General features: G+C 72.4%; 17 protein-coding genes and 1 pseudogene. 11 read left to right on the top strand and 7 right to left on the bottom strand.

The features are described from left to right. The first annotated feature begins 3 nt into the window (after positions 1-3). Positions 4-1500, top strand: coding sequence for an alkaline phosphatase D family protein (locus ACWDXC_RS22495; RefSeq protein WP_449984973.1), 1497 nt, complete (start codon positions 4-6; stop codon positions 1498-1500). Positions 1501-1629: 129 nt separating this feature from the next. Further along, positions 1630-3111, top strand: coding sequence for a sensor histidine kinase (locus ACWDXC_RS22490; protein ID WP_449984971.1), 1482 nt, complete (start codon positions 1630-1632; stop codon positions 3109-3111). Here ACWDXC_RS22490 and ACWDXC_RS22485 read toward each other — a convergent pair. Next, positions 3096-4460, bottom strand: a complete 1365-nt coding sequence (locus ACWDXC_RS22485) for an FG-GAP and VCBS repeat-containing protein (RefSeq protein ID WP_449984968.1) — start codon at positions 4458-4460, stop codon at positions 3096-3098. The genes ACWDXC_RS22490 and ACWDXC_RS22485 overlap by 16 nt on opposite strands. 67 nt (positions 4461-4527) lie before the next feature. Between ACWDXC_RS22485 and ACWDXC_RS22480 the strand changes: the two genes are divergently transcribed. Next, positions 4528-5757 carry a cytochrome P450 gene (locus ACWDXC_RS22480; RefSeq protein ID WP_308126103.1) on the top strand — a complete coding sequence of 410 codons (1230 nt, stop codon included), beginning with the start codon at positions 4528-4530 and terminating at the stop codon, positions 5755-5757. Here ACWDXC_RS22480 and ACWDXC_RS22475 read toward each other — a convergent pair. The 5 genes and pseudogenes from ACWDXC_RS22475 to ACWDXC_RS22455 all read right to left on the bottom strand — a co-directional run bounded on the left by ACWDXC_RS22475 (position 5747) and on the right by ACWDXC_RS22455 (position 11118). Continuing rightward, positions 5747-7123 carry an MFS transporter gene (locus ACWDXC_RS22475; protein WP_449984965.1) on the bottom strand — a complete coding sequence of 459 codons (1377 nt, stop codon included), beginning with the start codon at positions 7121-7123 and terminating at the stop codon, positions 5747-5749. The genes ACWDXC_RS22480 and ACWDXC_RS22475 overlap by 11 nt on opposite strands. Beyond that, entirely contained in the window at positions 7120-7719 is a 600-nt protein-coding gene (locus ACWDXC_RS22470; protein WP_449984963.1) for a TetR/AcrR family transcriptional regulator, read from the bottom strand. Before ACWDXC_RS22470 ends, ACWDXC_RS22475 begins: the two co-directional genes overlap by 4 nt. A gap of 21 nt (positions 7720-7740) precedes the next feature. Next, positions 7741-8385 (bottom strand): biliverdin-producing heme oxygenase, encoded by a 645-nt coding sequence (locus tag ACWDXC_RS22465; RefSeq protein ID WP_449984960.1) that lies wholly within the window; start codon positions 8383-8385, stop codon positions 7741-7743. 829 nt (positions 8386-9214) lie between these two features. Then, positions 9215-9868, bottom strand: a pseudogene (locus ACWDXC_RS22460) (response regulator); the annotation flags it as partial. After that, on the bottom strand, positions 9865-11118 hold the full coding sequence (locus ACWDXC_RS22455; protein WP_449984957.1) for a sensor histidine kinase: 1254 nt from the start codon (positions 11116-11118) through the stop codon (positions 9865-9867). The pseudogene ACWDXC_RS22460 and the gene ACWDXC_RS22455, both read right to left, overlap by 4 nt. Positions 11119-11293: 175 nt before the next feature. Between ACWDXC_RS22455 and lon the strand changes: the two genes are divergently transcribed. From lon to ACWDXC_RS22420, 7 genes are all read left to right on the top strand, one after another. Beyond that, the gene (gene lon, locus ACWDXC_RS22450; protein WP_449984954.1) at positions 11294-13654 is read left to right on the top strand and encodes an endopeptidase La; all 2361 of its coding nucleotides are present in this window, start codon (positions 11294-11296) and stop codon (positions 13652-13654) included. 134 nt (positions 13655-13788) lie between these two features. Next, the gene (locus ACWDXC_RS22445; RefSeq protein ID WP_449984951.1) at positions 13789-14916 is read left to right on the top strand and encodes a Fic family protein; all 1128 of its coding nucleotides are present in this window, start codon (positions 13789-13791) and stop codon (positions 14914-14916) included. 301 nt (positions 14917-15217) lie between these two features. Further along, positions 15218-16168, top strand: coding sequence for a methionine ABC transporter ATP-binding protein (locus tag ACWDXC_RS22440; protein WP_219519041.1), 951 nt, complete (start codon positions 15218-15220; stop codon positions 16166-16168). A 79-nt stretch (positions 16169-16247) separates the two neighbouring features. Continuing rightward, positions 16248-16904, top strand: coding sequence for a methionine ABC transporter permease (locus ACWDXC_RS22435; protein WP_219519039.1), 657 nt, complete (start codon positions 16248-16250; stop codon positions 16902-16904). 11 nt (positions 16905-16915) lie between these two features. After that, positions 16916-17755 carry a MetQ/NlpA family ABC transporter substrate-binding protein gene (locus ACWDXC_RS22430; protein ID WP_219519036.1) on the top strand — a complete coding sequence of 280 codons (840 nt, stop codon included), beginning with the start codon at positions 16916-16918 and terminating at the stop codon, positions 17753-17755. 104 nt (positions 17756-17859) lie between these two features. After that, positions 17860-18423 carry a hypothetical protein gene (locus ACWDXC_RS22425; RefSeq protein WP_449984946.1) on the top strand — a complete coding sequence of 188 codons (564 nt, stop codon included), beginning with the start codon at positions 17860-17862 and terminating at the stop codon, positions 18421-18423. A gap of 93 nt (positions 18424-18516) precedes the next feature. Next, entirely contained in the window at positions 18517-20052 is a 1536-nt protein-coding gene (locus ACWDXC_RS22420; RefSeq protein WP_375073417.1) for an AMP-binding protein, read from the top strand. Between the two features lie 39 nt (positions 20053-20091). On the opposite strand, the gene ACWDXC_RS22415 is transcribed toward ACWDXC_RS22420, so the two are convergent. Next, positions 20092-20568, bottom strand: coding sequence for a VOC family protein (locus tag ACWDXC_RS22415; protein ID WP_449984944.1), 477 nt, complete (start codon positions 20566-20568; stop codon positions 20092-20094). A 244-nt stretch (positions 20569-20812) separates the two neighbouring features. Between ACWDXC_RS22415 and ACWDXC_RS22410 the strand changes: the two genes are divergently transcribed. Next, complete coding sequence (locus ACWDXC_RS22410; RefSeq protein ID WP_219509385.1) at positions 20813-22054, top strand: S1C family serine protease; 1242 nt, start codon at positions 20813-20815, stop codon at positions 22052-22054. Positions 22055-22115 lie beyond the last annotated feature (61 nt).

Raw genomic sequence — 22115 nt, 5'->3', positions numbered from 1 at the left:
ATCGTGGACCGCAGATCCTTCCTCGCGGCGGTGCCCGCGACCTTCCTCGCATCTCCCTCCAGAACTCTCAAAGCCGACCCGTTCACGCTCGGCGTCGCGTCCGGTGACCCGGGCGCGGACGGGTTCGTGCTGTGGACCCGCCTGGCTCTCGACCCGCTCGGCGGCGCGGGGCTGGGCGGCATGCCCGCGCGGGACGTGGACGTCGACTGGCAGGTGGCCGCCGACGAGCGGTTCACCCGGATCGTCCGCTCCGGCACCGCCACGGCCCGCCGGTCGGCCGCCCACAGCGTGCACGTCGAGCTGACCGGCCTGGAACCGGGGCGCGAGTACTTCTACCGGTTCCGCAGCGAGGGCAGGCTGTCGCCCGAGGGCCGCACCAGGACCACGCCCGCCGAGGGCGCGGAGACGCCGCTCGCGTTCGCGGTGGCGGCGTGCGCCCACTACGAGCACGGCTACTACACCGCCTACCGCCGCCTGGCCGAGCAGGAGCCCGACCTGGTGCTGTTCCTCGGCGACTACCTGTACGAGTACGGTCCCAGCGGCTACACCGCGCTGGCCGGGCGGGTCCGCTCGCACACGCCGGGCAAGTGCGCCACGCTCGCCGACTACCGGCTGCGGCACGCCCAGTACAAGAGCGACCGCGACCTCCAAGCCGCCCACGCGGCCGCGCCGTGGCTGGTGGCCTTCGACGACCACGAGGTGGAGAACAACTGGGCGGGGCCGGTCTCCAGCACCGGCGCCCCGGCCTTCGCCCGCCGCCGCGCCGACGCCTTCCGCGCCTACTACGAGAACATGCCGCTGCGCCGCGCCAGCCTCGACGGCGCCCGCCTGCGCGTCAACCGCCGCGTCTCCTGGGGGCGCCTGGCCCGCTTCCACCTGCTCGACACCCGGCAGTTCCGCGACGACCAGGCGTGCCAGGACGGCGTACGGGCCGGCTGCGACGAGCGGCTGTCGCCGGAGCGCACCCTGCTCGGCGACGGCCAGTGGCGCTGGCTGGAGGAGGGCCTGCGCGGCTCGCCCGCCCGCTGGAACCTGCTCGGCCAGCAGATCCTCATGACCCACCGCGACTACCGGACGGGCCCCGGCCGCGAGGTCAACCTGGACTCCTGGGACGGCTACGCCCCCGAGCGCACCCGCCTGCTGACCTCGCTCGCCCGCACCTCCAACCCGGTCGTGCTGACCGGCGACGCCCACATGCACCACCTGGCCGACCTCAAGGCCGACTTCGACGACCCCGACTCGCCCGTCGTCGCCCGCGAGCTCGTCACGACCTCGATCGCCAGCGACGGAGACGGCTACCGCGACTCCGCGTGGATCGCCGAGTCGCTGGCCGAGAACCCGCACATCGCCTACATCGACCAGCGGCGCGGCTACATCATGGCCCGCCTCACCCGCGACGGCCTCGACGCCGACTTCCGCACGCTCGACCGGGTCTCGCGCCGGGGGGCCCGCGCCCGTACCTCTCACCAGGTCACGATCCCGGCGGACCCCGGCGCCTGAACGTCCGCTGTCAACGCCCCGAACCGTGGGAAAGCGGGAGAAATGGACGGTATACCTGGGTGACATGGACGGTCCCCCAGCCACGGTCACCCCCACCCCCAGGACCGGCGTCGCGCGCCCGCCGCGGGGATGAGGCGGCACCTGGCCCGCGCCCCGCTGTGGCTGCGGCTCGTCTCCGTCACGCTGCTCCTGGTCACGGTGGCCGTCACGGCGACAGGACTGTTCGCGGTGCGGCTGCTGCGCGGCTACCTGGTCGAGCGGGTGGACCACCAGCTGCGCGCGGCCGGAGGCGCGTGGCGGGCGCTGCCGCCCGCGCCCGACCCGCAGCCGCAGGCCCGGCCGCAGCGCTTCTACGGCCTGTTCCACCAGGTGCTCGTCGACCCCGGCGGCACGGTCACGCGCACGCTGGCCGAGTCGACCGAGAGCCACCTGCCCGACCTGCCGCCGCTCACCACGGCCGAGGTCGCCCGCCGGGCGGGCCGCCCGTTCACCGTCCCGTCGCGCGGCGCGGACGGCCCCGGCTGGCGGGTGGTGGCCGTGCCCCGGCGCGACGGCGGCAGCCGGGTGATCGCGATCAGCCTGGGCGACGTGGACGCCACCGTCTCGCAGCTCGGCGTCATCGTCGCGGCGGGCGGCGGCGGGACGCTGCTGGTGCTCGGGTTCGCCTGCCACTGGCTGGTGCGCCGCAGCCTGCGCCCGCTCGGCGAGATCGAGCGTACGGCCGGCGACATCGCGGGCGGCGACCTGTCGCGCCGGGTGCCGCAGTGGGCCGGCACCACCGAGGTCGGCAAGCTCGGCCGGGCGCTCAACGGCATGCTCGGCCAGATCGAGCGCGCCGCCCGCGAGCGCGAGGCCGCCGCCGAGTCGGCCCGCGAGTCGGCCACCGCCGCGCGCCGCTCGGAGGAGCTGATGCGCCGCTTCATGGCCGACGCCTCGCACGAGCTGCGCACGCCGCTCACCTCCATCAGGGGGTTCGCCGAGCTGTACCGCCTGGGCGAGGACAAGGACCTGGGGGAGGCGGTGCGGCTGCTGGAGCGGATCGAGGGGCAGGCCGCCCGGATGGGGCTGCTGCTGGAGGACATGCTGCTGCTGGCCCGGCTCGACCAGCGGCGCGCGCTCGCCCGGCGGCCGGTCGACCTGCTCAGTCTGGCCGCCACGGCGGTGATCGACGCGCGGACGCTGACGCCGGACCGCGACGTCGAGCTGGTCCGGCTGGACGACGGCGACGGCCCGGTGCTCGTCACCGGCGACGAGTCACGGCTCGGCCAGGTGGCCGGCAACCTCGTGGGGAACGTGCTCGCGCACACCCCGGACGGGACGCCGTTCCGGATCGGGGTGGGCGTCCGCGACGGCCTGGCGGTGCTGGAGGTCGCCGACGAGGGGCCCGGGTTCGCGCCGGAGGTGGCCGAGCGGGTGTTCGAGCGCTTCTACCGCGCCGACCCGGCGCGCAGCAGCGGCGGCTCCGGGCTGGGCCTGGCGATCGCGGCCACGCTCGTGGAGGCGCACGGCGGCACGATCGCGGCGGCGGGGGAGCCGGGCAAGGGCGCCGTCTTCACGGTCACGCTGCCCCACCGGCCGGACCGGCAGCCCGGGCCTCAGCCGATCGCGTAACCGTACAGGCCCTCGCCGGAGCCCAGCTCGCGCGCCCGGCCCGGGCGCAGGCCGCGCTCGCGCGCGCCCGGCACGTACGTCACCACGCCCCGGTCGGGCGCGGCCACCACCAGCCCGTCCAGCGGCGGGCGATCGGCCAGGGCGCGCAGCCCGCCGGTGGCCGGCAGCGCCGACACCGACCAGCCCTTCCCCTTGATCAGCACGTCGCCGTGCCGGGCGAGGCCCCCGCGCGGCCCCCCGGCCAGCACCTGCACCGCGTTCTCGCCCGGCACGCCGACGGCCAGCTCGTCGTCGCCGTCACCGTCGAAGTCCCCGGCCGCCAGCGACGCGCCGAACCGGTCGAAGTAGCGCGGCGTGCCCTTGAGCAGCGTCTGCGTCCACATCTCCGACCGGGCGCCCCGCAGCCCGGCGCGCGTCCCGTACAGCACATGCAGCGCGCCGTCGCCGTAGTCCATCGCCCGCTGGTTCGCCGTCAGCCCCTCGCCCGGCACGCCCACCGCCAGGTCGGCGCGGCCGTCGGCGTCGAAGTCGCCGGTCGCCAGCGCCGCCCCGAACCCGTCCCACTTCTCCGCGCTCCCCTTGATCCCCGGCGAGCTCTGCGTGATCCGCAGCGCCCGCTGCCGCCGCACGTCCAGCACCGTCACCGACCCCTGCCCGTCCCGGGTCACGCTGTCGGACGGCGCGCCGGCCACCAGCTCGTCGCGGCCGTCGCCGTCGAAGTCGCCCGTCGCCAGCGACTCGCCCCACTGGTCGGTCGCGCGCGCCGCCTGCCGCACCCACCCCGTCCGCTGACTGATCAGGTACGGCTTGCGGCCCTTCATCCAGTAGACGGTGACGCCGCCCCCGCCACGCAGGCCAGGAGCGCCCACCGCCAGCTCGTCGCGCCCGTCCCCGTCCAAATCCCCGGCGGCCAGCGACGCCCCGAACCGGTCGCTCGACGGCCGGGCCGGGGCCAGCTCCTCGCCGGGCCGCAGCCCGCCGGGGGAGCCGTGATAGAGCTGCACGACGCCGTTGCCGTCGGCGCCGGGCACCCGCTCGCCCGCGAACTCCTCCGACACCCCCACCGCCAGGTCCGCGCACCCGTCGCCGTCGAAGTCGCCCGTCGCCAGCGCCGACCCGAACGCGTCACCCGGCTCCGCGCCGTCCTGGACGAGCTTCACCCGCTCGCCCGACCCGTACAGGATCGTCACGGATCCGGCCCTGCGGTCGTCGTACGGGGCCGCCACCGCCACGTCCGGGCGGCCGTCGGCGTCGAAGTCCGACGGCGTCCCGGAACACCGCGCCACCTGGGCGGGGGCCGTACCGGCGGCGAGGGGGAGGAGCAGGCAGGCGGCCAGCAGAGCGTTCATACCTCTAGGAATGTCCGCACCAGCCGAACCCGGTCTTAACTCCACGGGAACGTGCCAGGATAGGCATGTGGACATCGACCTCGCCGATCTCGACTTCTGGCGCAAGCCACTCAAAGAACGACACGAGGCGTTCGCCCGGCTCCGCGATCTGGACCGGCCGGTGTTCTTCCCGGAGAAGAAGGTGCCGTTCCTGCGGTCCGGCAAGGGTTTCTACGCCCTGGTCCGCCACGCCGACGTGGTCGAGGCCAGCCGCAACGCCAAGCTGTTCTCCAGCGAGCCGGCCGTGACCAACCCCGAGCCGCCCGGCTGGGTCAAGCAGGTGTTCGGCGAGTCCATGGTCAACATGGACGACCCCCGGCACGCCCGGCTGCGCCGCATCGTCACCCGGTCGTTCAGCCCGCGCATGCTCGCCGGGCTGCAGTCCGGCATCGAGGCCGCGTGCGCCCGCATCGTCGACGACGCCGTCAAGGAGGGGCCGCGCGACTTCGTCTCCCAGATCGCCGCCCGGCTCCCCATCCACGTCATCTGCGACATGCTCGACATCCCCGCCGAGCTGCGGGCCAAGGTCCACCAGCACGTCGACGTCTCCACCGCCTACACCGGCGTCCGGCCCAGCCTGGCCCGCAGCGTCCAGCTCGCCGGGCAGAACATGCTGGCCCTGCTCGCCCTCCAGCGCATGGTGATCAAGCTCGGGCACGAGCGCGCCGCCGACCCCAAGGGCGACCTGATCTCCCTGCTCGTCACCGCCAACCCCGACGGCGAGAAGCTCACCGACCGCGAGCTCGGCTCGTTCTTCGCGCTGCTGCTCGTGGCCGGCAACGAGACCGCACGCAACACCATGGCCCACGGCATCAAGCTCCTCACCGACAACCCGGCCCAGCGCGAGCTGCTGATGAGCGACTTCGACGCGCACATCGCCGGCGCCGTCGAGGAGATGGTCCGCTACGTCTCACCGATCATGCAGTTCCGCCGCACCGTCACCGAGGACTGCGCGCTGCGCGACCTGGAGCTGAAGAAGGGCGACAAGGTCGTGCTCTTCTACGGCTCCGCCAACCGGGACGAGTCGGTCTTCCCGGATGCCGACCGGTTCGACATCACCCGCGACACCAAGCCGCACGTCGGCTTCGGCGGCCCCGGCCCGCACTTCTGCCTCGGCGCCAACCTGGCCCGCCAGGAGATGCGCACGATGTTCCGCGAGCTGCTGACCCGGCTGCCGGAGATCCGCTCCGTCGGCGAGCCCGAGCTGCTGGTGTCCAACTTCGACAACAGCGTCCGCAGGCAGGCGTTCACGTTCTGAGCACGTTCTCCCGGATCGAGACCGCGGTGATCAGCGCGGCCACCGCCATCATCCCCGCGCTGATCAGCATCGCCTGCCGGAACCCGGCGTCGAACACCGGCGCGTTCTGGAACGCGTCGCCGACCAGGCCCACCAGCGGCGGCACCGCCGCCACCGCGAGCAGCCCGCCGGTGCGCGCCACCGCGTTGTTGATCCCGCTCGCCGTGCCCGCGTAGCGGTCGTCGACCGTGGCCAGCACGGTCGCCGTCAGCGGCGCCACCGCCGCCGACAGGCCGAGCCCGAACACGGTGACCGCCGGCAGCACCTGGAGCACGTACGAGGCCCCGGGACCGATCGTGCTCATCCACACGAACCCCACGCCCGCCAGCGCGATGCCGCACGTCATCGGCAGCCGCGGCCCGACGCGCTTGGCCAGGTCGCCCGCCCGCGGCGACAGCACCAGCATCAGCGCCGTGACCGGCAGCAGCGCCGAGGCCGCCGCCACCGGCGTGAACCCCGACACCACGATGAGCTGCACCGCCAGCAGGAAGAACACCACGCCCATCGCGCCGTACATGATCAGCGTCACGACGTTCACCGCGCTGAACACCCGGCTGCGGAACAGCCCCACCGGCACCAGCGCGTCAGGCGACCGGCGCCGCTCCAGCCACACGAACGCCACGCCCAGCGCCACGCCCGCGCCCAGCACCGCCGGCGCGCCCAGCTCGATCAGCCCGTACGTGATCCCCGCCAGCGCGAGCGCGGCCAGCGCCGCCCCCAGCACGTCGAAACGGCCCGTGGCGGACTCGTCGCGGCTCTCGGGCACGTGCCGCGCCGTCACCAGCACCACCAGCGCCGCGAACGGCAGATTGATCAGGAACGCCCACCGCCAGCCCACGGTCTGCACCATCAGCCCGCCCAGCAGCGGCCCCACCGCGCTCGCCACCCCGCCGAGCCCCGACCAGACGCCGATCGCGCGCGGCCGGTCGGCGCGGTCGAACGACGCCTGGATGATCGCCAGCGAGCCCGGCGTGAGCAGCGCCCCGCCCACCCCCTGCAACGCACGGGCCGCCACCAGGAACTCGATGTTCGGCGCCAGCCCGCACAGCGCCGACGCCAGCGCGAACCAGACCGTGCCGACGAGGAACACCCGCCGCCGGCCGTAACGGTCGCCCAGCGAGCCGCCCAGCAAAATCAGCCCCGCCAGCGTCAGCGTGTAGGCGTTGACCGTCCACTGCAGCCCCGCCATGCCCGTGCGCAGCTCCGCGCCCAGATACGGCAGCGCCACGTTGACCACCGTGCTGTCGAGCATCGCCAGGCCCGAGCCGAGCACCGTGGCGGCGAGCACCCAGCGGCCCTGCGCCGACCTGATCGCCAGATGGCTCATCGCCGCGCCGCCAGCGCACGCAGCACGAACCCGGAGACCACCTCGGCCGCCTGGTCCACCGTGACCGTGCCGCTGATCAGCGGAACCCGCTCGGCGCCGACCACCGCGAGGATCATGCGGCTCGTCGCCGCCCGGTCGGCCACCTGGAAGTCACCCGAGGCGACGCCGCCGTCGAGGATGTCCAGCAGCACCCGCTGCATCGGCGCCACGTGCTCGGCCAGCCGCTGGTAGGCGTCCGGCCCCAGCGCCGCGCCCAGATCGGCCGCCCCCGGATGCGGGTGCGCCAGCAGCCCTTCGAGCTGCAGCCGCACGAACGCCCGCAGCCGGTCGGCCGGCGAGGCGTCCTCCGGCAGGCCGCGCTCGTAGCTGTCGATGAAGTAACTCGTCACCCGCTCGGCGAACGCCAGCAGCAGCGCCGCCTTGTCCGGGTAGTAGTTGTAGAGCACGGTGCGGGTGATGCCGGCCTCGCCCGCCACGTCCGTCATCGAGATGGCGTCGATGCCCTGCACCCTCGACAGGCGCGAGACGGCCTGCAGGATCCGGTCGCGCGTCTGGGCACGGTGCTCGCCGATGGTGGCGGCGGAGATGCGGGGCATAGGGCCATCGTAGGCTTTCGCTCAGGCGGCGGCCCGTAGCGCGTGCATGAGTTCGGCCAGGACCTCGGTGTTGAGCTGGTACGCCAGCCGCACCTCGCGGATGATCCGCTGCCGCTCCCGCTCGTCGAGCTCCAGCGCGTCCAGCCGCGCCCGATACTCGTCCTTGAACCGGGGCAGGCTGCCCACCTCGTCGAACACGTAGAAGTCGGCGCCCCCGCCGCCCCTGCGGTAGCCGTAGATCTTCTCCAGCTCCATCCGGATGAACTGCCCGCCGGACAGGTCGCCGAGATAGCGGGTGTAGTGGTGGGCGATGTAGCCGCCCGGCCAGTCGGCCACCTGCTCGATCCGCGCGACCAGCGTGCGCGTCGCCTTCGACGGCGCGATCCGCTCCCGCCAGCCCGGCCCGTACACCGTCGCCAGGTCCCGCTCCAGCGCCGCCTCCCGGTAGAGCTCCGGGAAGACGAACCGGCCCGCCACCGGGTGCCCGCTCAGCCCGCGTGACACCGAGTCGAGGGCGACGTAGGCGAAGTAGTGCTGGGCGACCATCTCGCCGTACTCGGGCTCGCTCAGGCGGCCGCCCATCAGCTCCTTGAGATAGCTCTCCCCCTCGGCCGACTCGTGGTCGCCCCAGGTGGCGGCTCTCAGGGTCTCGGAGAACGAGGTCACGGCTCACCCCAACATGTGCACGGCTCTTTCATGACACAGTGTCACAAACCCTGGGTGTGGCGGTCAAGTGGATGACGACACCATGTCACCAACCTTACGTACCCACCGTCACCACCTCCGACCCCCACCCAATACCCCACCACCCCGACCCCCCACCTACACCAGCCCCGACCTCGAACTCCGACCCGCCCCAGCCCCCAGCCCCCCAGGCCCCTGGCGCCGCCCCGAGGCCCCCGGCCTCGGCCCTGCGACCCCCGCCCCTCGGCCCTCTGACCCGGCCCCCGACCGTCTGGACTCGGCCCCGGACCTCGAGGTGCCCGCCCCCTGGCACCCGGGCCCCGCCTCCTGGCTTGCGACCCAGGCCCAAGGCCCCAGGCCCCGGCCCCAGGCCTCCGGGCCTCCGGGGCTCCGGGCCCCGGGCCCCGGGCCTCTGGACCCGGCCGCCCCGGACACCGAGGTGCCCGGCCCCCTGGCACTCGGCCCCGGCCCCGGACCGGGACCCGGACCCATTGGCTCCTGCCCGCCGGGCACCCGGACCCCGCCTCCTGGCTCGCGACCCCGGCCCCCAGGCCTCGGGCCCCGGCCCTGGCCAGGGCCGTTTGTGCTGGGGCCGGGCGCTCGTGTGGTCGCCCGCCACTCCCTACGGTGGTGGGGTGGGCACGGCTGCGCGGGCGCATCGGCGGGCCGGAGGGGCCCCCGGCGTTTCGGCGGCCCTGCAGAGCGCACCCGGGCGTGTCGGCAGGGTGGGCAGGCTGCGCCGTACATCGGCCCTCCGGCGGGCCAGGCGCCCCAGGTGTGGCGATGCCGTGCGGTGTGCGGCTACTCGCCTGGGGCGTACGAGGCCGGTTTCGTAGGCGTAGACGATGGCCTGGGCGCGGTCGCGGAGGCCGAGCTTCATCAGGACGCGCCCCACGTGGGTCTTGACCGTCTGCTCCGCCAGCACGAGCTTGTCGGCGATCTCCTGGTTGGACAGTGCCTGGGCGATGAGCGTGAGGACTTCGGTCTCGCGGTCGGTGAGCTCGCCGAGGCGGCTGTCGGCGGGGGAGGAGGCGCGGGGGCGGGGCAGTTTGGCGAACTCGTGGATGAGCCGCCTGGTGATCGCCGGGGCGATGAGGGCGTCACCGGCGGCGACGACGCGCACGGCTTCGGCGAGCTGGGCGGCGGAGGCGTCCTTGAGGAGGAATCCGCTGGCCCCGGCCCGCAGCGCCTCGTAGACGTAGTCGTCGAGGTCGAACGTCGTCAGGATGAGCACCTTGGACCGCGCGCCGGAGGCCAGCAGGCGGCGGGTGGCCTCCAGGCCGTCCATGACGGGCATGCGCACGTCCATGAGCACCACGTCGGGGGCCAGCTCGGCGGCGCGCTCGATCGCCTCCCGGCCGTCGGCGGCCTCGCCCACGACCTGGATGTCCGGTTGCGCGCTCAGGAACACGGTGAACCCCGTGCGCACCATGCCCTGGTCGTCGGCGATCAGCACCCGGATCACCCGGCCCCCCGTTCGTCGATCGGCAGTGTCGCGGTCACCTGGAAACCTCCCACGGGCACCGGGCCGGCGTCGAGCGTGCCGCCGAGCAACGCGGCCCGTTCGCGCATGCCGACGAGGCCCTGCCCGGCGCCGGGCTCGCCGGCGGGGGAGGAGCCGGGCCCGTTGGTGACGTGCAGCCGCAGCCCGCTGTCGTCGCGGCCGATGTCGAGCATGACGGTGGCGCCGGGGGCGTGGCGCATGGCGTTGCTGAGCGACTCCTGGATGATCCGGTAGGCCGACAGGCCCACCGCCGGCGGCAGCCCGTCGACCGATTCGGGCCGTTTGACCAGCACGGACAGCCCGGTGGCGCGGGCGTTGGCGATGAGCTCGTCGATGCGGTCGAGGCCGGGCTGGGGCGCGGTGTCGGTGCGGCCCTCCTGGTCGCGCAGCACGCCGAGCACCTGGCGCAGCTGGGCGATCGCCTCCAGGGACAGGCCGCGGATCTCGGCCAGGCCGGCTTCCAGCTGGGCCGGATCGCCCGCCGCCCGCAGCGGCACGGCCTCGGCCTGGATGGCGATCACCGACATGTGGTGCGCGACGACGTCGTGCAGCTCGCGGGCGATGCGGGCGCGCTCCTCCAGCACGGCCTGGGCGCCCTCGGCCTCCTGGGTGCGCCGCTCCTCGGCGAGCAGCCGGGCGGTGGCGTTGCGCCGCACCCGCACGTTGTAGCCGAACAGGACGGCGATCGTCACCATGGTGAGCGCGATGGCCACCGAGTTGGGATGGAAGAGCCAGGCCGCCAGCGCGGTCAGCGCCCAGACCGCGACCGTGATCCGCCGGTCGCAGCGCACCGCGACCGCGTAGGTCACCAGCAGGTAGCAGATGATCGCCGGCGCCGTGTAGGGCAGCGCGTCGTCGGAGGGACGCTCGCGCATCCAGATCGTGAGGGGGATCAGCCCGGCGGCGATCCGCCAGGCGACCAGCGGGTGGCGTCCGCGCAGCGCCAGGGGCAGGGAGAAGGCGAAGGCCGCCACGTACGGCAGGAACTGGCCCAGGGCGCCGCCCCCGCGCAGGCCCGCCCGCTCGGAGGCCGTGGTGACGAAGAAGAGGGCGGCCAGCGCCAGATCGCCGGCCTGCACGAGGTCGATCCGGCGGAACGGCAGCAGGCCGAGCCAGCGCGGCACGCGCACGGTGAGGCGGCGGGGCGGCGGCGGGTCGGCGTCGCCCCGATAGAGCGCGAGCCTGAGCGGCTCCAGCACTGCCGAGAACACCCCCGAAGCCTACGAGCCACAAGGTCCTGGCCGCGTCGGACCAAGGGTTGATCCGCCCTCACCCTCAGGTATGGCTTACAACATTACGATCGCTGTGAGCGAACATCGGCAGAGAAGGGAACAACGATGGGCTCCAATGAATTGAGTCGATGTAACTCAACCCTTTGGAGTTCGCATGAGTGAGAGCTTGATCCTCCCGGTCCTGCCGCTGGACGACGAGGTCGTCCTGCCGGGCATGGTGGTTCCGCTGGACCTGTCCGACTCCGAGGTGCGCTCCGCCATAGACGCGGCACAGGCATCCGGTGGCAACAAGCCACGGGTCCTCCTCGTTCCCCGGATCGACGGCCGTTACGGCGCCGTGGGCGTACAGGCCGTGGTCGAGCAGGTCGGGAGGCTGCCGGGCGGCGAGCCCGCCGCCGTCGTCCGCGGTGTCAACCGGGTGCGGGTGGGCACCGGCACGACCGGCCCCGGCGCCGCGCTGTGGGTCGAGGCCATCACGATCGACAAGGTCGCCGCCGGGGAGCGCGCCCAGGAGCTGGCCAAGGAGTACAAGGCCCTGGCCACCACGATCCTGCAGAAGCGCGGCGCCTGGCAGGTCGTCGACCAGGTCAACCAGATCGACGACCCGTCGGTGCTGGCCGACAGCTCCGGCTACACGCCCTGGCTGACCACCGCCCAGAAGGTCGAGCTGCTGGAGGCGGCCGACCCCGCCGACCGGCTGGCCAAGCTCGTCGAGTGGTCCCGCGAGCACCTCGCCGAGCTGGACGTGGCCGAGACGATCCGCAAGGACGTCCAGGAGGGCATGGAGAAGCAGCAGCGCGAGTTCCTGCTGCGCCAGCAGCTCGCCGCCGTCCGCAAGGAGCTCAAGGAGCTCAACGGCGACTCGGCCGAGACCGAGGAGGAGGACTACCGCGCCCGCGTCGAGGCCGCCGACCTGCCGCAGAAGGTGCGCGAGGCCGCGCTCAAGGAGGTCGACAAGCTGGAGCGGACCTCCGAGCAGTCCCCGGAGACCGGCTGGATCCGCACCTGGCTCGACACCGTCCTCGACATCCCGTGGAACGAGCGCACCGAGGACAACTACGACATCACCGGCGCCCGCGCCGTGCTGGACGCCGACCACACCGGCCTGGCCGACGTCAAGGACCGCATCATCGAGCACCTGGCCGTGCGCAAGCGCCGCCAGGACAAGGGGCTCGGCGTCGTGAGCGGCCGCCGCAGCGGCGCCGTCCTCGCCCTGTCGGGCCCGCCCGGGGTCGGCAAGACCTCGCTCGGCGAGTCCGTGGCCCGCGCGATGGGCCGCAAGTTCGTCCGCGTGGCGCTCGGCGGCGTCCGCGACGAGGCGGAGATCCGCGGCCACCGGCGCACGTACGTCGGCGCGCTGCCCGGCCGCATCGTCCGCGCGATCCGCGAGGCCGGCTCGATGAACCCGGTCGTCCTGCTCGACGAGATCGACAAGGTCGGCGCCGACTACCGGGGCGACCCCACGGCCGCGCTGCTGGAGGTGCTCGACCCGGCGCAGAACCACACGTTCCGCGACCACTACCTGGAGGTCGAGCTCGACCTGAGCGACGTGCTGTTCCTGGCGACGGCCAACGTCCTGGAGGCGATCCCCGGGCCGCTGCTCGACCGCATGGAGGTCGTCACGCTCGACGGCTACACCGAGGACGAGAAGGTCGCGATCGCCCGCGACCACCTGCTGCCCCGCCAGCTCGACCTGGCCGGCCTGACCGCCGACGAGGTCACCGTCCAGGACGACGCGCTGCGCAGGCTCGCCGCCGAGTACACCCGCGAGGCCGGCGTCCGCTCCCTGGAGCGCTCGGTCGCCCGCATCCTGCGCAAGGTCGCGGCCAACGACGAGCTGCCCGTCACGGTCGGCGCCGACGACCTGGTCGGCTACCTGGGACGGCCCAAGTTCGTGCCGGAGTCGTCGCTGCCGGAGGCCACCCAGCGCACCTCGGTGCCCGGCGTCGCCACGGGCCTGGCCGTCACCGGCGCGGGCGGCGACGTCCTGTACGTGGAGGCGTCGCTGGCCGACCCCGAGACCGGCGAGACCGGCCTCACGCTGACCGGCCAGCTCGGCGACGTGATGAAGGAGTCGGCCCGCATCGCGATGTCCTACCTGCGCTCCCACGGCGCGGAGCTGGAGCTGCCGGTCACCGCGCTGAAGGACCGTTCGGTGCACGTCCACTTCCCGGCGGGCGCCGTGCCCAAGGACGGCCCCTCCGCGGGCGTGACGCTGACGACCGCGCTGGCCTCGCTGCTGTCGGGCCGCCTGGTCCGCGGCGACGTGGCCATGACCGGCGAGATCTCGCTGACCGGGCGGGTCCTGCCGATCGGCGGCGTCAAGCAGAAGCTGCTCGCGGCGCACCGGGCGGGCATCACGACCGTCCTGATCCCGGCCCGCAACGAGCCGGACCTGGACGACGTGCCCCAGGAGGTCCGCGACGAGCTCACCATCCACGCGGTGAGCGACGTGCGCGAGGTCCTCGACATCGCCCTCGCCCCGGCCCAGGTCGCCACCACGGTCGCGGCCTGACGCCCGTCCGCTGACGCCCCGCCGTGTCCCCACACGGCGGGGCGTCGGCATTCCGTACGGCGGGGCGTCGGGAATAGATGGATAAATCATCCCGCCGTTTGACTGAATGTTTCGTGCCTGCTTGCCTGCCTCCCATGCTGTACGGCACCCCCGCGCTCGACCCCGCAGACAAGGCCGTCCTCGTGGAGATCGAGGAGATGCGGCGCGATCTCAGGCACCGCCTCGCCGAGCCGCACCGCTGGGACGGGCAGCTCCGCCGCCAGCTCCAGGCCAGGGCCATCCAGGGGTCCAACTCCATCGAGGGCTACCGGGCCAGCGTGGAGGACGTGGAGTCCATCATGGCGGGGGAGGAGCCGCTGGAGGCGTCGCCCGTGGTGAGCCGGGAGATCGCCGGCTACCAGCAGGCGCTCACCTACGTCCGGCACCTGTCGCGCGCCACGTCGTTCCGCTACGACGTGGGCACGCTGCACGCGCTCAACTTCATGATGATCGGGCATCACCGTCACAAGGACCCGGGGGTGGTGCGGCCAGGCGGCGTCTACATCCGCGACGGGGAGACCCGCGAGGTCGTCTACGAGGGACCGGACGCCGAGCTGGTGCCTGGCCTGCTCGACGAGCTCGTCCAGTGGCTCAACGAGGGCGATCTCGACGTGCCGAGCTACGTGCGGGCGGCCATGGCGCACCTCAACCTCGTCAAGATCCATCCCTGGCGGGACGGCAACGGGCGCATGTCCAGGGCGCTGCAGACGCTCGTCCTCGGCCGCGACCGCATCACCACGCCCGAGTTCTGCTCCATCGAGGAGTGGCTGGGGCGGCCCAGCGTGACGCTCGGCTACTACGACGCGCTCAACGGCGCGGGCGGGCGCCGGTGGGATCCGCCCGGTGACACCTCGGCCTGGGTGCGGTTCTGCCTGCGGGCCCACCACCTGCAGGCGCAGCGGGTCGCGCAGCGCCTGGCGCAGGCGTCGGAGATCTGGGTGCTGCTGGAGGAGGAGGCGCGCGGCGACGGGATCAACGGCCGCTGCGTATCGGCGCTCTACGAGGCGTTCGTGAGCAGGCGGCTGCGCCGCAGCCGTTATCAGGCGGATGAGGGGCTGAGTCAGGGGCAGGCGGCGCGGGATCTGCGGGATCTGGCCGCGCGCAAGTGGTTGCAGCCGTACGGGGAGACGAAGGGGCGCTTCTACGAGCCGGGCCCTCGGATGCTGGCGATCAGGGCGGAGTTCGCGGGGCGGGTGCGGCCGTTGCGGGACCCGTACCGGTAAGTGATGCAGATCACCCGGCAAGTCCGGAATATCGGGCGGCACGCAGGCCGTTGACCACGGCGTGAACGAGGCATACGCGGACCGCCGGAGCGCCATGGGCCCCCGGTGTTGTCGCATGTGCACGGGGCGAATGCCTACCCCCCGCACCCGCTGACGATCCGCCGTCTCCTCGAAGGTCACCATGATCACTCCGCACTTCGTGCTGCGCAGGCTGAGCCACCTGCCGTACCACCCCGGGACCGCGTAGCCCCCACCTTTCGCGTACCGACGTTTGTTCGTTCCAGATCTGTGGGGAATTGTTGTGATCCAGGCTTCCGGCCTGCGCAAGTCGTACGGCGGCACCGTCGCGCTGGACGGCGTCGACCTGCACGTGCGCCAGGGTGAGATCTACGGCGTGGTGGGCCAGAGCGGCGCGGGCAAGAGCACGCTGCTGCGCTGCGTCAACCTGCTCGAACGCCCTGACGCGGGCACCGTCACGGTCGACGGGCAGGAGCTGACCGCGCTGAGCGGCAAGGAGCTGAACCTGGCCCGCCGCCGCATCGGCATGATCCACCAGCATTTCGCGCTGCTGTCCTCGCGCACCGTCGCGGGGAACGTGGCCTTCCCCCTGGAGGTCATGGGCGTCCCGGCGGCCGAGCGCCGCCGCCGCGTCGGCGAGCTGCTGGAGCTGGTCGGGCTCGGCGGGCGCGGCGGCGACCGGCCGAACCAGCTCTCCGGCGGGCAGAAGCAGCGCGTGGGCATCGCCCGCGCGCTGGCCGGCAACCCGTCGGTGCTGCTGTCGGACGAGGCCACGTCCGCGCTGGACCCGGCCACCACGCAGTCGATCCTGGCCCTGCTCAAGCGGCTCAACACCGAGCTCGGCCTGACGATCCTGCTCATCACCCACGAGATGGACGTGATCAAGAGCGTCTGCGACTCTGCCGCCATCATGGCCGGCGGCCGGGTCGAGGAGTCCGGCGCCATCGCGGACCTGATCAGGACGCCCGGGTCGCGGCTGACCCGGGAGATCTTCCCGCTGCCCGAGCCCGCGCCCGCGGGGTCGGTCACGCTCACCTTCACCGGCGACCCGCGCCAGCCGGTGGTGTCGGAGGTCGTGCGGAAGTTCGACGTGGACCTGAGCATCCTGGGCGGCTCCATCGAGGAGCTGACGGCCGGCCCGGTCGGCCGCCTGCGCGTCGCCCTCACGGGCGACGAGGCCGCCCCCGCGCTGGACTACCTGCGCGAGCGCGGCCTGCTGGTGGAGACGGCGTGAGCACGGGCGTCAGTACGCGTGCGAGCGCGCGTGTGAGTGCACGTGTGAGCGCGCGTGTGAGTGCACGGAGGGGGAAGCGATGACCTGGGACGAGATGGTTCCGCTGCTGGGCGAGGCCACCTGGCAGACGGCGCTGATGGTGGCCTGGTCGACGCTGTTCACGGTGCTGCTCGGGCTGCCGCTCGGGGTGGCGCTGGTGGTGTTCGACCGGGGCGGGCTGCGGCCGATGCCGGTGCTCAAGTCGGCGCTCGGCATGGTCGTGAACGTCGGACGGTCGCTGCCGTTCATCGTGCTGATGATCGCCATCATCCCGTTCACCCGGCTGGTCGTGGGCACCACGATCGGCACGGCGGCGGTGGTCGTGCCGCTCACGGTGGGCGCGGTGCCGTTCTTCGCCCGGCTGGTCGAGACGGCGCTGCGCGAGGTCGACCGGGACGTGGTGCAGGCCGCGCAGGCGATGGGCGCCGGGCGGACCACGATCGTGCGCAAGGTGCTGCTGCCGGAGGCGCTGCCGGGGATCGTCGCGGGCGTGACCGTGACCGTGGTGGCGCTCATCGGCTACACGGCCATGGCGGGCACGATCGGCGGCGGCGGCCTGGGCGACCTGGCGGTGCGCTACGGATACATGCGCTTCGAGACCGAAATCATGATCGCGACGGTGGTGGTGCTCGTCGTGATCGTGCAGATCATGCAAAGCCTGGGCGATCTCGTCGCTCGGCGTCTTTCACATAAATAAAAGGAAAAATCATGAAAATTCGTAGCATCGTAGGCGCGGCCGCCCTCTCCCTGTTGCTCACCGCATGCGGCTCGACACAGTCCGCCACCACGGACGCCGGCGCGGCCAGCCCGGCCGAGTCGGCCGACACCGTGCTGAAGGTGGGCGCCAGCCCCGTCCCGCACGGCGAGATCCTCGCCTACGTGAAGGACAACCTGGCCCCGGCCGCCGGGCTGAAGCTGGAGATCGTCGAGTTCACCGACTACGTCCAGCCGAACATCCAGCTCAGCGAGGGCCAGCTGGCCGCCAACTTCTTCCAGCACAAGCCGTACCTGGACGACTTCAACGCCTCCAAGGGCACCGAGCTGAGCTTCGTCACCCCGGTGCACCTGGAGCCGCTCGGCCTGTACTCGAAGAAGGCGACGGACCTGGCCGCGCTGCCCTCCGGCGCCACGGTCGCCGTGCCGAACGACGCCACCAACCTGGGCCGCGCGCTCAAGCTGCTGGCCGACAACGGCACGATCACCCTCAAGGAGGGCGCCGGCACCGCCGCCACCGAGCGCGACGTCACCGGCAACCCGAAGAATCTGCAGTTCAAGCCGCTGGAGGCGGCGCAGCTCCCGCGCTCGCTCGACGACGTGGACGCGGCGGTCATCAACGGCAACTACGCGATCGAGGCCGGGCTCAAGCCCGCCACCGAGGCCCTGGTGCTGGAGAAGACCGAGGGGAACCCGTACGTGAACGGCCTGGTCGTGGCCAAGGGCCACGAGAAGGACGCGAGCATCGTCACGCTCGGCAAGCTCCTCCAGGACCAGAAGGTCAAGGACTTCATCGCGCAGAAGTACCAGGGCTCGGTCATCGCGGCCGGCTGAAACGGAATTGCTGGACCATTTCAAGCCGGATGAAAGCCGCGGGCAATGGGGGCGGCGTACGAATACGGGGACAGAAGAACTCACCTCTCCCGAGGAGTCCCCGAATGCGATTCGTCAGCCGGATCCTGATCGGCGTCGCCGCCGCCACCGCGGTCGCGATCGCCGCCCCCGCCGCGGCCTCGGCCACCACGCCGGCCTCCTACGAGGCCGGCTGGGGAGCCTATTTCTCCACCGACCACGACGCCAAGGCCCAGGGCCACGTGAGCGTGGACCAGAAGAAGTACAAGGACTGGTACTGGAAGACGTACTGGGTGAAGAAGCGCGTCTGCTGGAAGGACGCCGACGGCCACAAGAAGTGCAAGTGGGTCACCCAGAAGGTCAAGAAGCACAAGTGGGAATGGAAGTACGAGGACGTCTTCACCGTGCGCAGCAAGCTCACCAACGACAAGTGGTGGGGCAGGAACAGGTGCGCGTGGGAGGTCTTCAAGGTCGTGACCGTCGAGGGCGACACGTACGTCAAGCGGTTCAAGAACTGCGGCGAGTCCCCGAAGCACTTCTCCTTCTCCGGTGCGGACGCCGCCCACATCTACGTGGACGTCAGCCGGGGCCGCGCCTGGGGCCCCACCGGCAAGCACTCGGGCTGGAAGGACGTCTACCACGCCGCGTGACCCACGCCGAGCCGCGGTTCCCGGGAGGGGGGCCGCGGCTCCGCCGTGTCCGGGTCCTGGCGCGGGGCGAATCGGCAGAATAGTGTTCGGTTCATGCACCCGGGAGCCATCGCAGCCGTCACCCCCGACAAGCCCGCTGTGATCATGGCGGGCTCCGGGGAGGTCGTCACCTACCGCCGGCTCGACGAGGAGTCGAACCGCCTGGCCCACCTGTTCCGCGCCGCCGGCCTCCAGCCGGGGGACCACGTCGCCTTCATGCTCTCCAACCATCCGCTCTTCCTGGCCGTCGCCTGGGCGGCGCACCGCTCCGGCCTCTACTACACGGCGATCAGCTCGCGGCTGCAGAGCGACGAGCTCGCCTACATCGTCGGCAACTGCGGCGCCCGGGTGTTCATCGCGAGCGCCGACCTGGCCGCCGTCGCCACCTCCGTCACCGACGCCACCCCCGGGGTGGAGCTGCGCCTGATGCTCGACGGCGTCGCCGAGGGCTTCACCTCGTACGAGGAGGCCGTGGCGGCGCACCCGGCCACCCCGATCCCCGACGAGTGCCAGGGCGCCGACATGCTCTACTCCTCGGGCACCACCGGCAGGCCCAAGGGCGTCAAGCCCGCCCTGTCCAAGGCGCCGCTGGCCGAGCCGAACGTGCTGCTCAAGCTCATCGAGGGCCTGTTCGCGCCCACGGCCGACAGCGTCTACCTGTCGCCGGCGCCGCTCTACCACGCCGCGCCGCTGCGCTACTGCATGTCGTTCCAGCGGCTCGGCGCGACCGTCGTCGTCATGGAGCGCTTCGACCCCGAGCAGTACCTGGCCCTGGTGGAGAAGCACCGGGTCACGCACTCGCAGCTCGTGCCGACGATGTTCGTCAAGATGCTCAAGCTGCCCGAGGAGACGCGCAACCGCTACGACCTGTCGTCGCTGACGTGCGCCGTCCACGCCGCCGCGCCCTGCCCGGTCCCGGTCAAGGAGCGGATGATCGAGTGGTGGGGGCCCATCGTGCACGAGTACTACGCGGGCACCGAGGGCAACGGCTTCCTGTACGCGAACGCGCACGACTGGCTGGAGCACCGGGGCACGGTGGGGCGTTCGCTGCTCGGCCCCGTGCACGTGTGCGACGAGGAGGGCGAGGAGCTGCCGCCGGGCGAGCACGGCACGGTCTACTTCGAGAGCGCCGCGTTCGAGTATCACGGCGACCCGGACAAGACCCGTTCCGTGCAGGATCCGAAGGGCAGGGGCTGGACGACCCTCGGCGACATCGGCTACCTGGACGACGACGGGTTTCTCTATCTCACCGACCGCCGCTCGTACATGATCATCTCTGGCGGGGTGAACATCTACCCGCAGGAGGCCGAGAACGTGCTGTGCCTGCACCCGCGCGTCGCCGACGTGGCCGTGCTCGGCGTGCCGGACGAGGAGATGGGCGAGCAGGTCAAGGCCGTGGTCGAGCCGGTGTCGATGGACGAGGCCGGGCCGGAGCTGGAGGCGGAGCTGATCGCGTACTGCCGCGAGCGGCTGGCGCACTACAAGTGCCCCAAGTCGGTCGACTTCCGCGCGGAGCTGCCGAGGCATCCGACGGGGAAGCTGTACAAACGCCTGCTGAAGGACGAGTACCGGGCCCGCTACCAGCAGTGACAGGCGCCTCCCGGGCTCCGGCCGAACCGCGGACTGCTCCTAGTCGCCCGAGCGGCCGGCGTCCGTGCCGAAGCCGTCGTGCGACGCGCGCTCCTCAAGGGTGCTCAGCTCCTGGAAGACCGTGATGTGCAGGCCGCCGGGCGCGTCGAGCCGGGCGTTCAGCGACTCCCACGGGGTGACCGTGGGCGGCGCCACCTCCTCCGCGCCCGCGGCGACCAGCCGCCCGGTGGTCTCGCGAGCGTCGTCCACCTCGAACGCCACCCGGAACTTGGGCGCCACCTGCCGTCCGACCTCGACCTCGTCGATCATCTTCTTCTGCGCCGGGTTGGCGATCTCGAGCGTGGCCCGTCCGGCGTCCAGGATCGCCACCCGCGCCCCGTCGCCGCCGCTGAAGGCCGCCTGTTCGGGCAGGCCGAGAACGTCGCGGTAGAAGGCCACGGCGGCCTCGTAGTCCTCCGCCTCCACCACCAGCCTGAGCTGGCGGACGGCCGGGCTGCTCTCCTGGGGGGCGCTCATGGGAGACTCCTTCGGGTACGCGGGGTTCTGTGTCCCTGTGCCCAACCCCCGGCCGCATCCGTTCATTCCGATCGCGTGGAACGGCGCGGCATCGATTTCCGCGCGATCCGAGCTGCGTAACCGGGCCCCCACCAGCAGTGATAAGCGCCACGTCAGCGCTCTCAGGCTTCTCTGATCAATGCCTTAACCGGCGCTTACGCTGCTCTTGGCACCCTTGAGTCATCGGGACTTGAGGAGATGTGAGATGAACGCGAACGAGCCTCACGAGCAGGGCGCCGGAGGGTGGAGCCAGTTCGGTGACACGCCGCCCTCCGCCGGGGGCTTCCCCCGGCGCGACGACACCCGGGCGATGGCCCAGCCGGTGCCGCCGCCCCCGCCGCCACCGGCGGGGAAGCCGGGCTTCTCCGCCCGGCAGAAGGCGGTCGCCGGGCTGGCGATGGCGGCCATGGCCATCGTCGGCGGCGTCGTGGGCGGCGCGGTCGTCACCTCCTTCCAGCAGCCGTCCGTCGCCGCGGTGAGCGCGCCGAGCCCGACGTTCAAGCAGGCCTCCAACCCGCTCTCCGTGGCCGAGGTCGCCCGGCGCACGCAGCCGTCCGTGGTGATGATCCAGGGCGCCTCCGGCGAGGGCTCGGGTGTCGTGCTGTCGGCCGACGGGCTGATCCTCACCAACAACCACGTCGTGGTCGGCGCCGCGCAGGGCGGCCAGATGTCGGTCAAGTTCAGCGACGGCAAGACGGCCAAGGCCACCGTGGTCGGCACCGACCCGGCCACCGATCTGGCCGTCATCAGGGCCGAGGGCGTCTCCGGGCTCACCGCGGCGCAGCTCGGCGACAGCGGCCGGCTCCAGGTCGGCGACTCGGTGCTGGCGATGGGCAGCCCGCTCGGCCTCGACGGCTCGGTCACCATGGGCATCATCAGCGCCCTGGACCGCACGCTGACGGTCGGCGGCGGCGGGCAGGAGCAGCTTCCCCCGGGCTGGGGGCGCGAGCAGGGCCAGTCGGGCCAGCCGACGACGATCGGCGGCGCCATCCAGACCGACGCCGCCATCAACCCCGGCAACTCCGGCGGCGCGCTCGTCAACGCCTCCGGCCAGGTCGTCGGCATCAACACCGCGATCGCCACGGCCGGCAGCAACGGCAGCATCGGCGTCGGCTTCGCCATCCCGATCAACACCGCCAAGCACGTGTCCGAGCAGCTCATCAGCACCGGCAAGGTCAGGCACGCGTTCCTCGGCGTGAGCGTCACCGACGCCACCGGCGACGTGGCCGGCGCCCTGGTCAGCCAGGTGAACGCCGGAAGCCCGGCGGAGAAGGCCGGGCTGAAGCAGGGAGACCTGATCACCAAGATCGGCGACAAGCCGGTCGACGGCTCCGAGAACGTTGTCGGGCAGGTCAGAGGTTTCAAACCGGGCCAACAGGTTCAGATCACTTATATGAGGGACGGTCGCCAGAGCACCGCCACCGTGACCCTCGAAGAGAAGAAATAACAGAAGCCCCCTCCCGGACGGGTGTGCCGTTGAGATCGCTGCGGACTCGGCGGCACACCCC

Source organism: Nonomuraea sp. NPDC003214, assembly GCF_053590035.1.
The sequence above is the reverse complement of the archived record's forward strand: the minus strand, read 5'-3'. Positions and strand labels throughout refer to the sequence as shown.

Excerpts from the sequence above, each read along its gene's own strand:
- lon (WP_449984954.1), top strand. The coding sequence starts at position 11,294 with ATGAGTGAGAGCTTGATCCTCCCGGTCCTGCCGCTGGACGACGAGGTC.
- ACWDXC_RS22485 (WP_449984968.1), bottom strand. The coding sequence starts at position 4,460 with ATGAACGCTCTGCTGGCCGCCTGCCTGCTCCTCCCCCTCGCCGCCGGT.
- ACWDXC_RS22470 (WP_449984963.1), bottom strand. The coding sequence starts at position 7,719 with ATGCCCCGCATCTCCGCCGCCACCATCGGCGAGCACCGTGCCCAGACG.
- ACWDXC_RS22475 (WP_449984965.1), bottom strand. The coding sequence starts at position 7,123 with ATGAGCCATCTGGCGATCAGGTCGGCGCAGGGCCGCTGGGTGCTCGCC.
- ACWDXC_RS22420 (WP_375073417.1), top strand. The coding sequence starts at position 18,517 with ATGCACCCGGGAGCCATCGCAGCCGTCACCCCCGACAAGCCCGCTGTG.
- ACWDXC_RS22445 (WP_449984951.1), top strand. The coding sequence starts at position 13,789 with ATGCTGTACGGCACCCCCGCGCTCGACCCCGCAGACAAGGCCGTCCTC.
- ACWDXC_RS22430 (WP_219519036.1), top strand. The coding sequence starts at position 16,916 with ATGAAAATTCGTAGCATCGTAGGCGCGGCCGCCCTCTCCCTGTTGCTC.
- ACWDXC_RS22425 (WP_449984946.1), top strand. The coding sequence starts at position 17,860 with ATGCGATTCGTCAGCCGGATCCTGATCGGCGTCGCCGCCGCCACCGCG.
- ACWDXC_RS22490 (WP_449984971.1), top strand. The coding sequence starts at position 1,630 with ATGAGGCGGCACCTGGCCCGCGCCCCGCTGTGGCTGCGGCTCGTCTCC.
- ACWDXC_RS22415 (WP_449984944.1), bottom strand. The coding sequence starts at position 20,568 with ATGAGCGCCCCCCAGGAGAGCAGCCCGGCCGTCCGCCAGCTCAGGCTG.
- ACWDXC_RS22435 (WP_219519039.1), top strand. The coding sequence starts at position 16,248 with ATGACCTGGGACGAGATGGTTCCGCTGCTGGGCGAGGCCACCTGGCAG.
- ACWDXC_RS22410 (WP_219509385.1), top strand. The coding sequence starts at position 20,813 with ATGAACGCGAACGAGCCTCACGAGCAGGGCGCCGGAGGGTGGAGCCAG.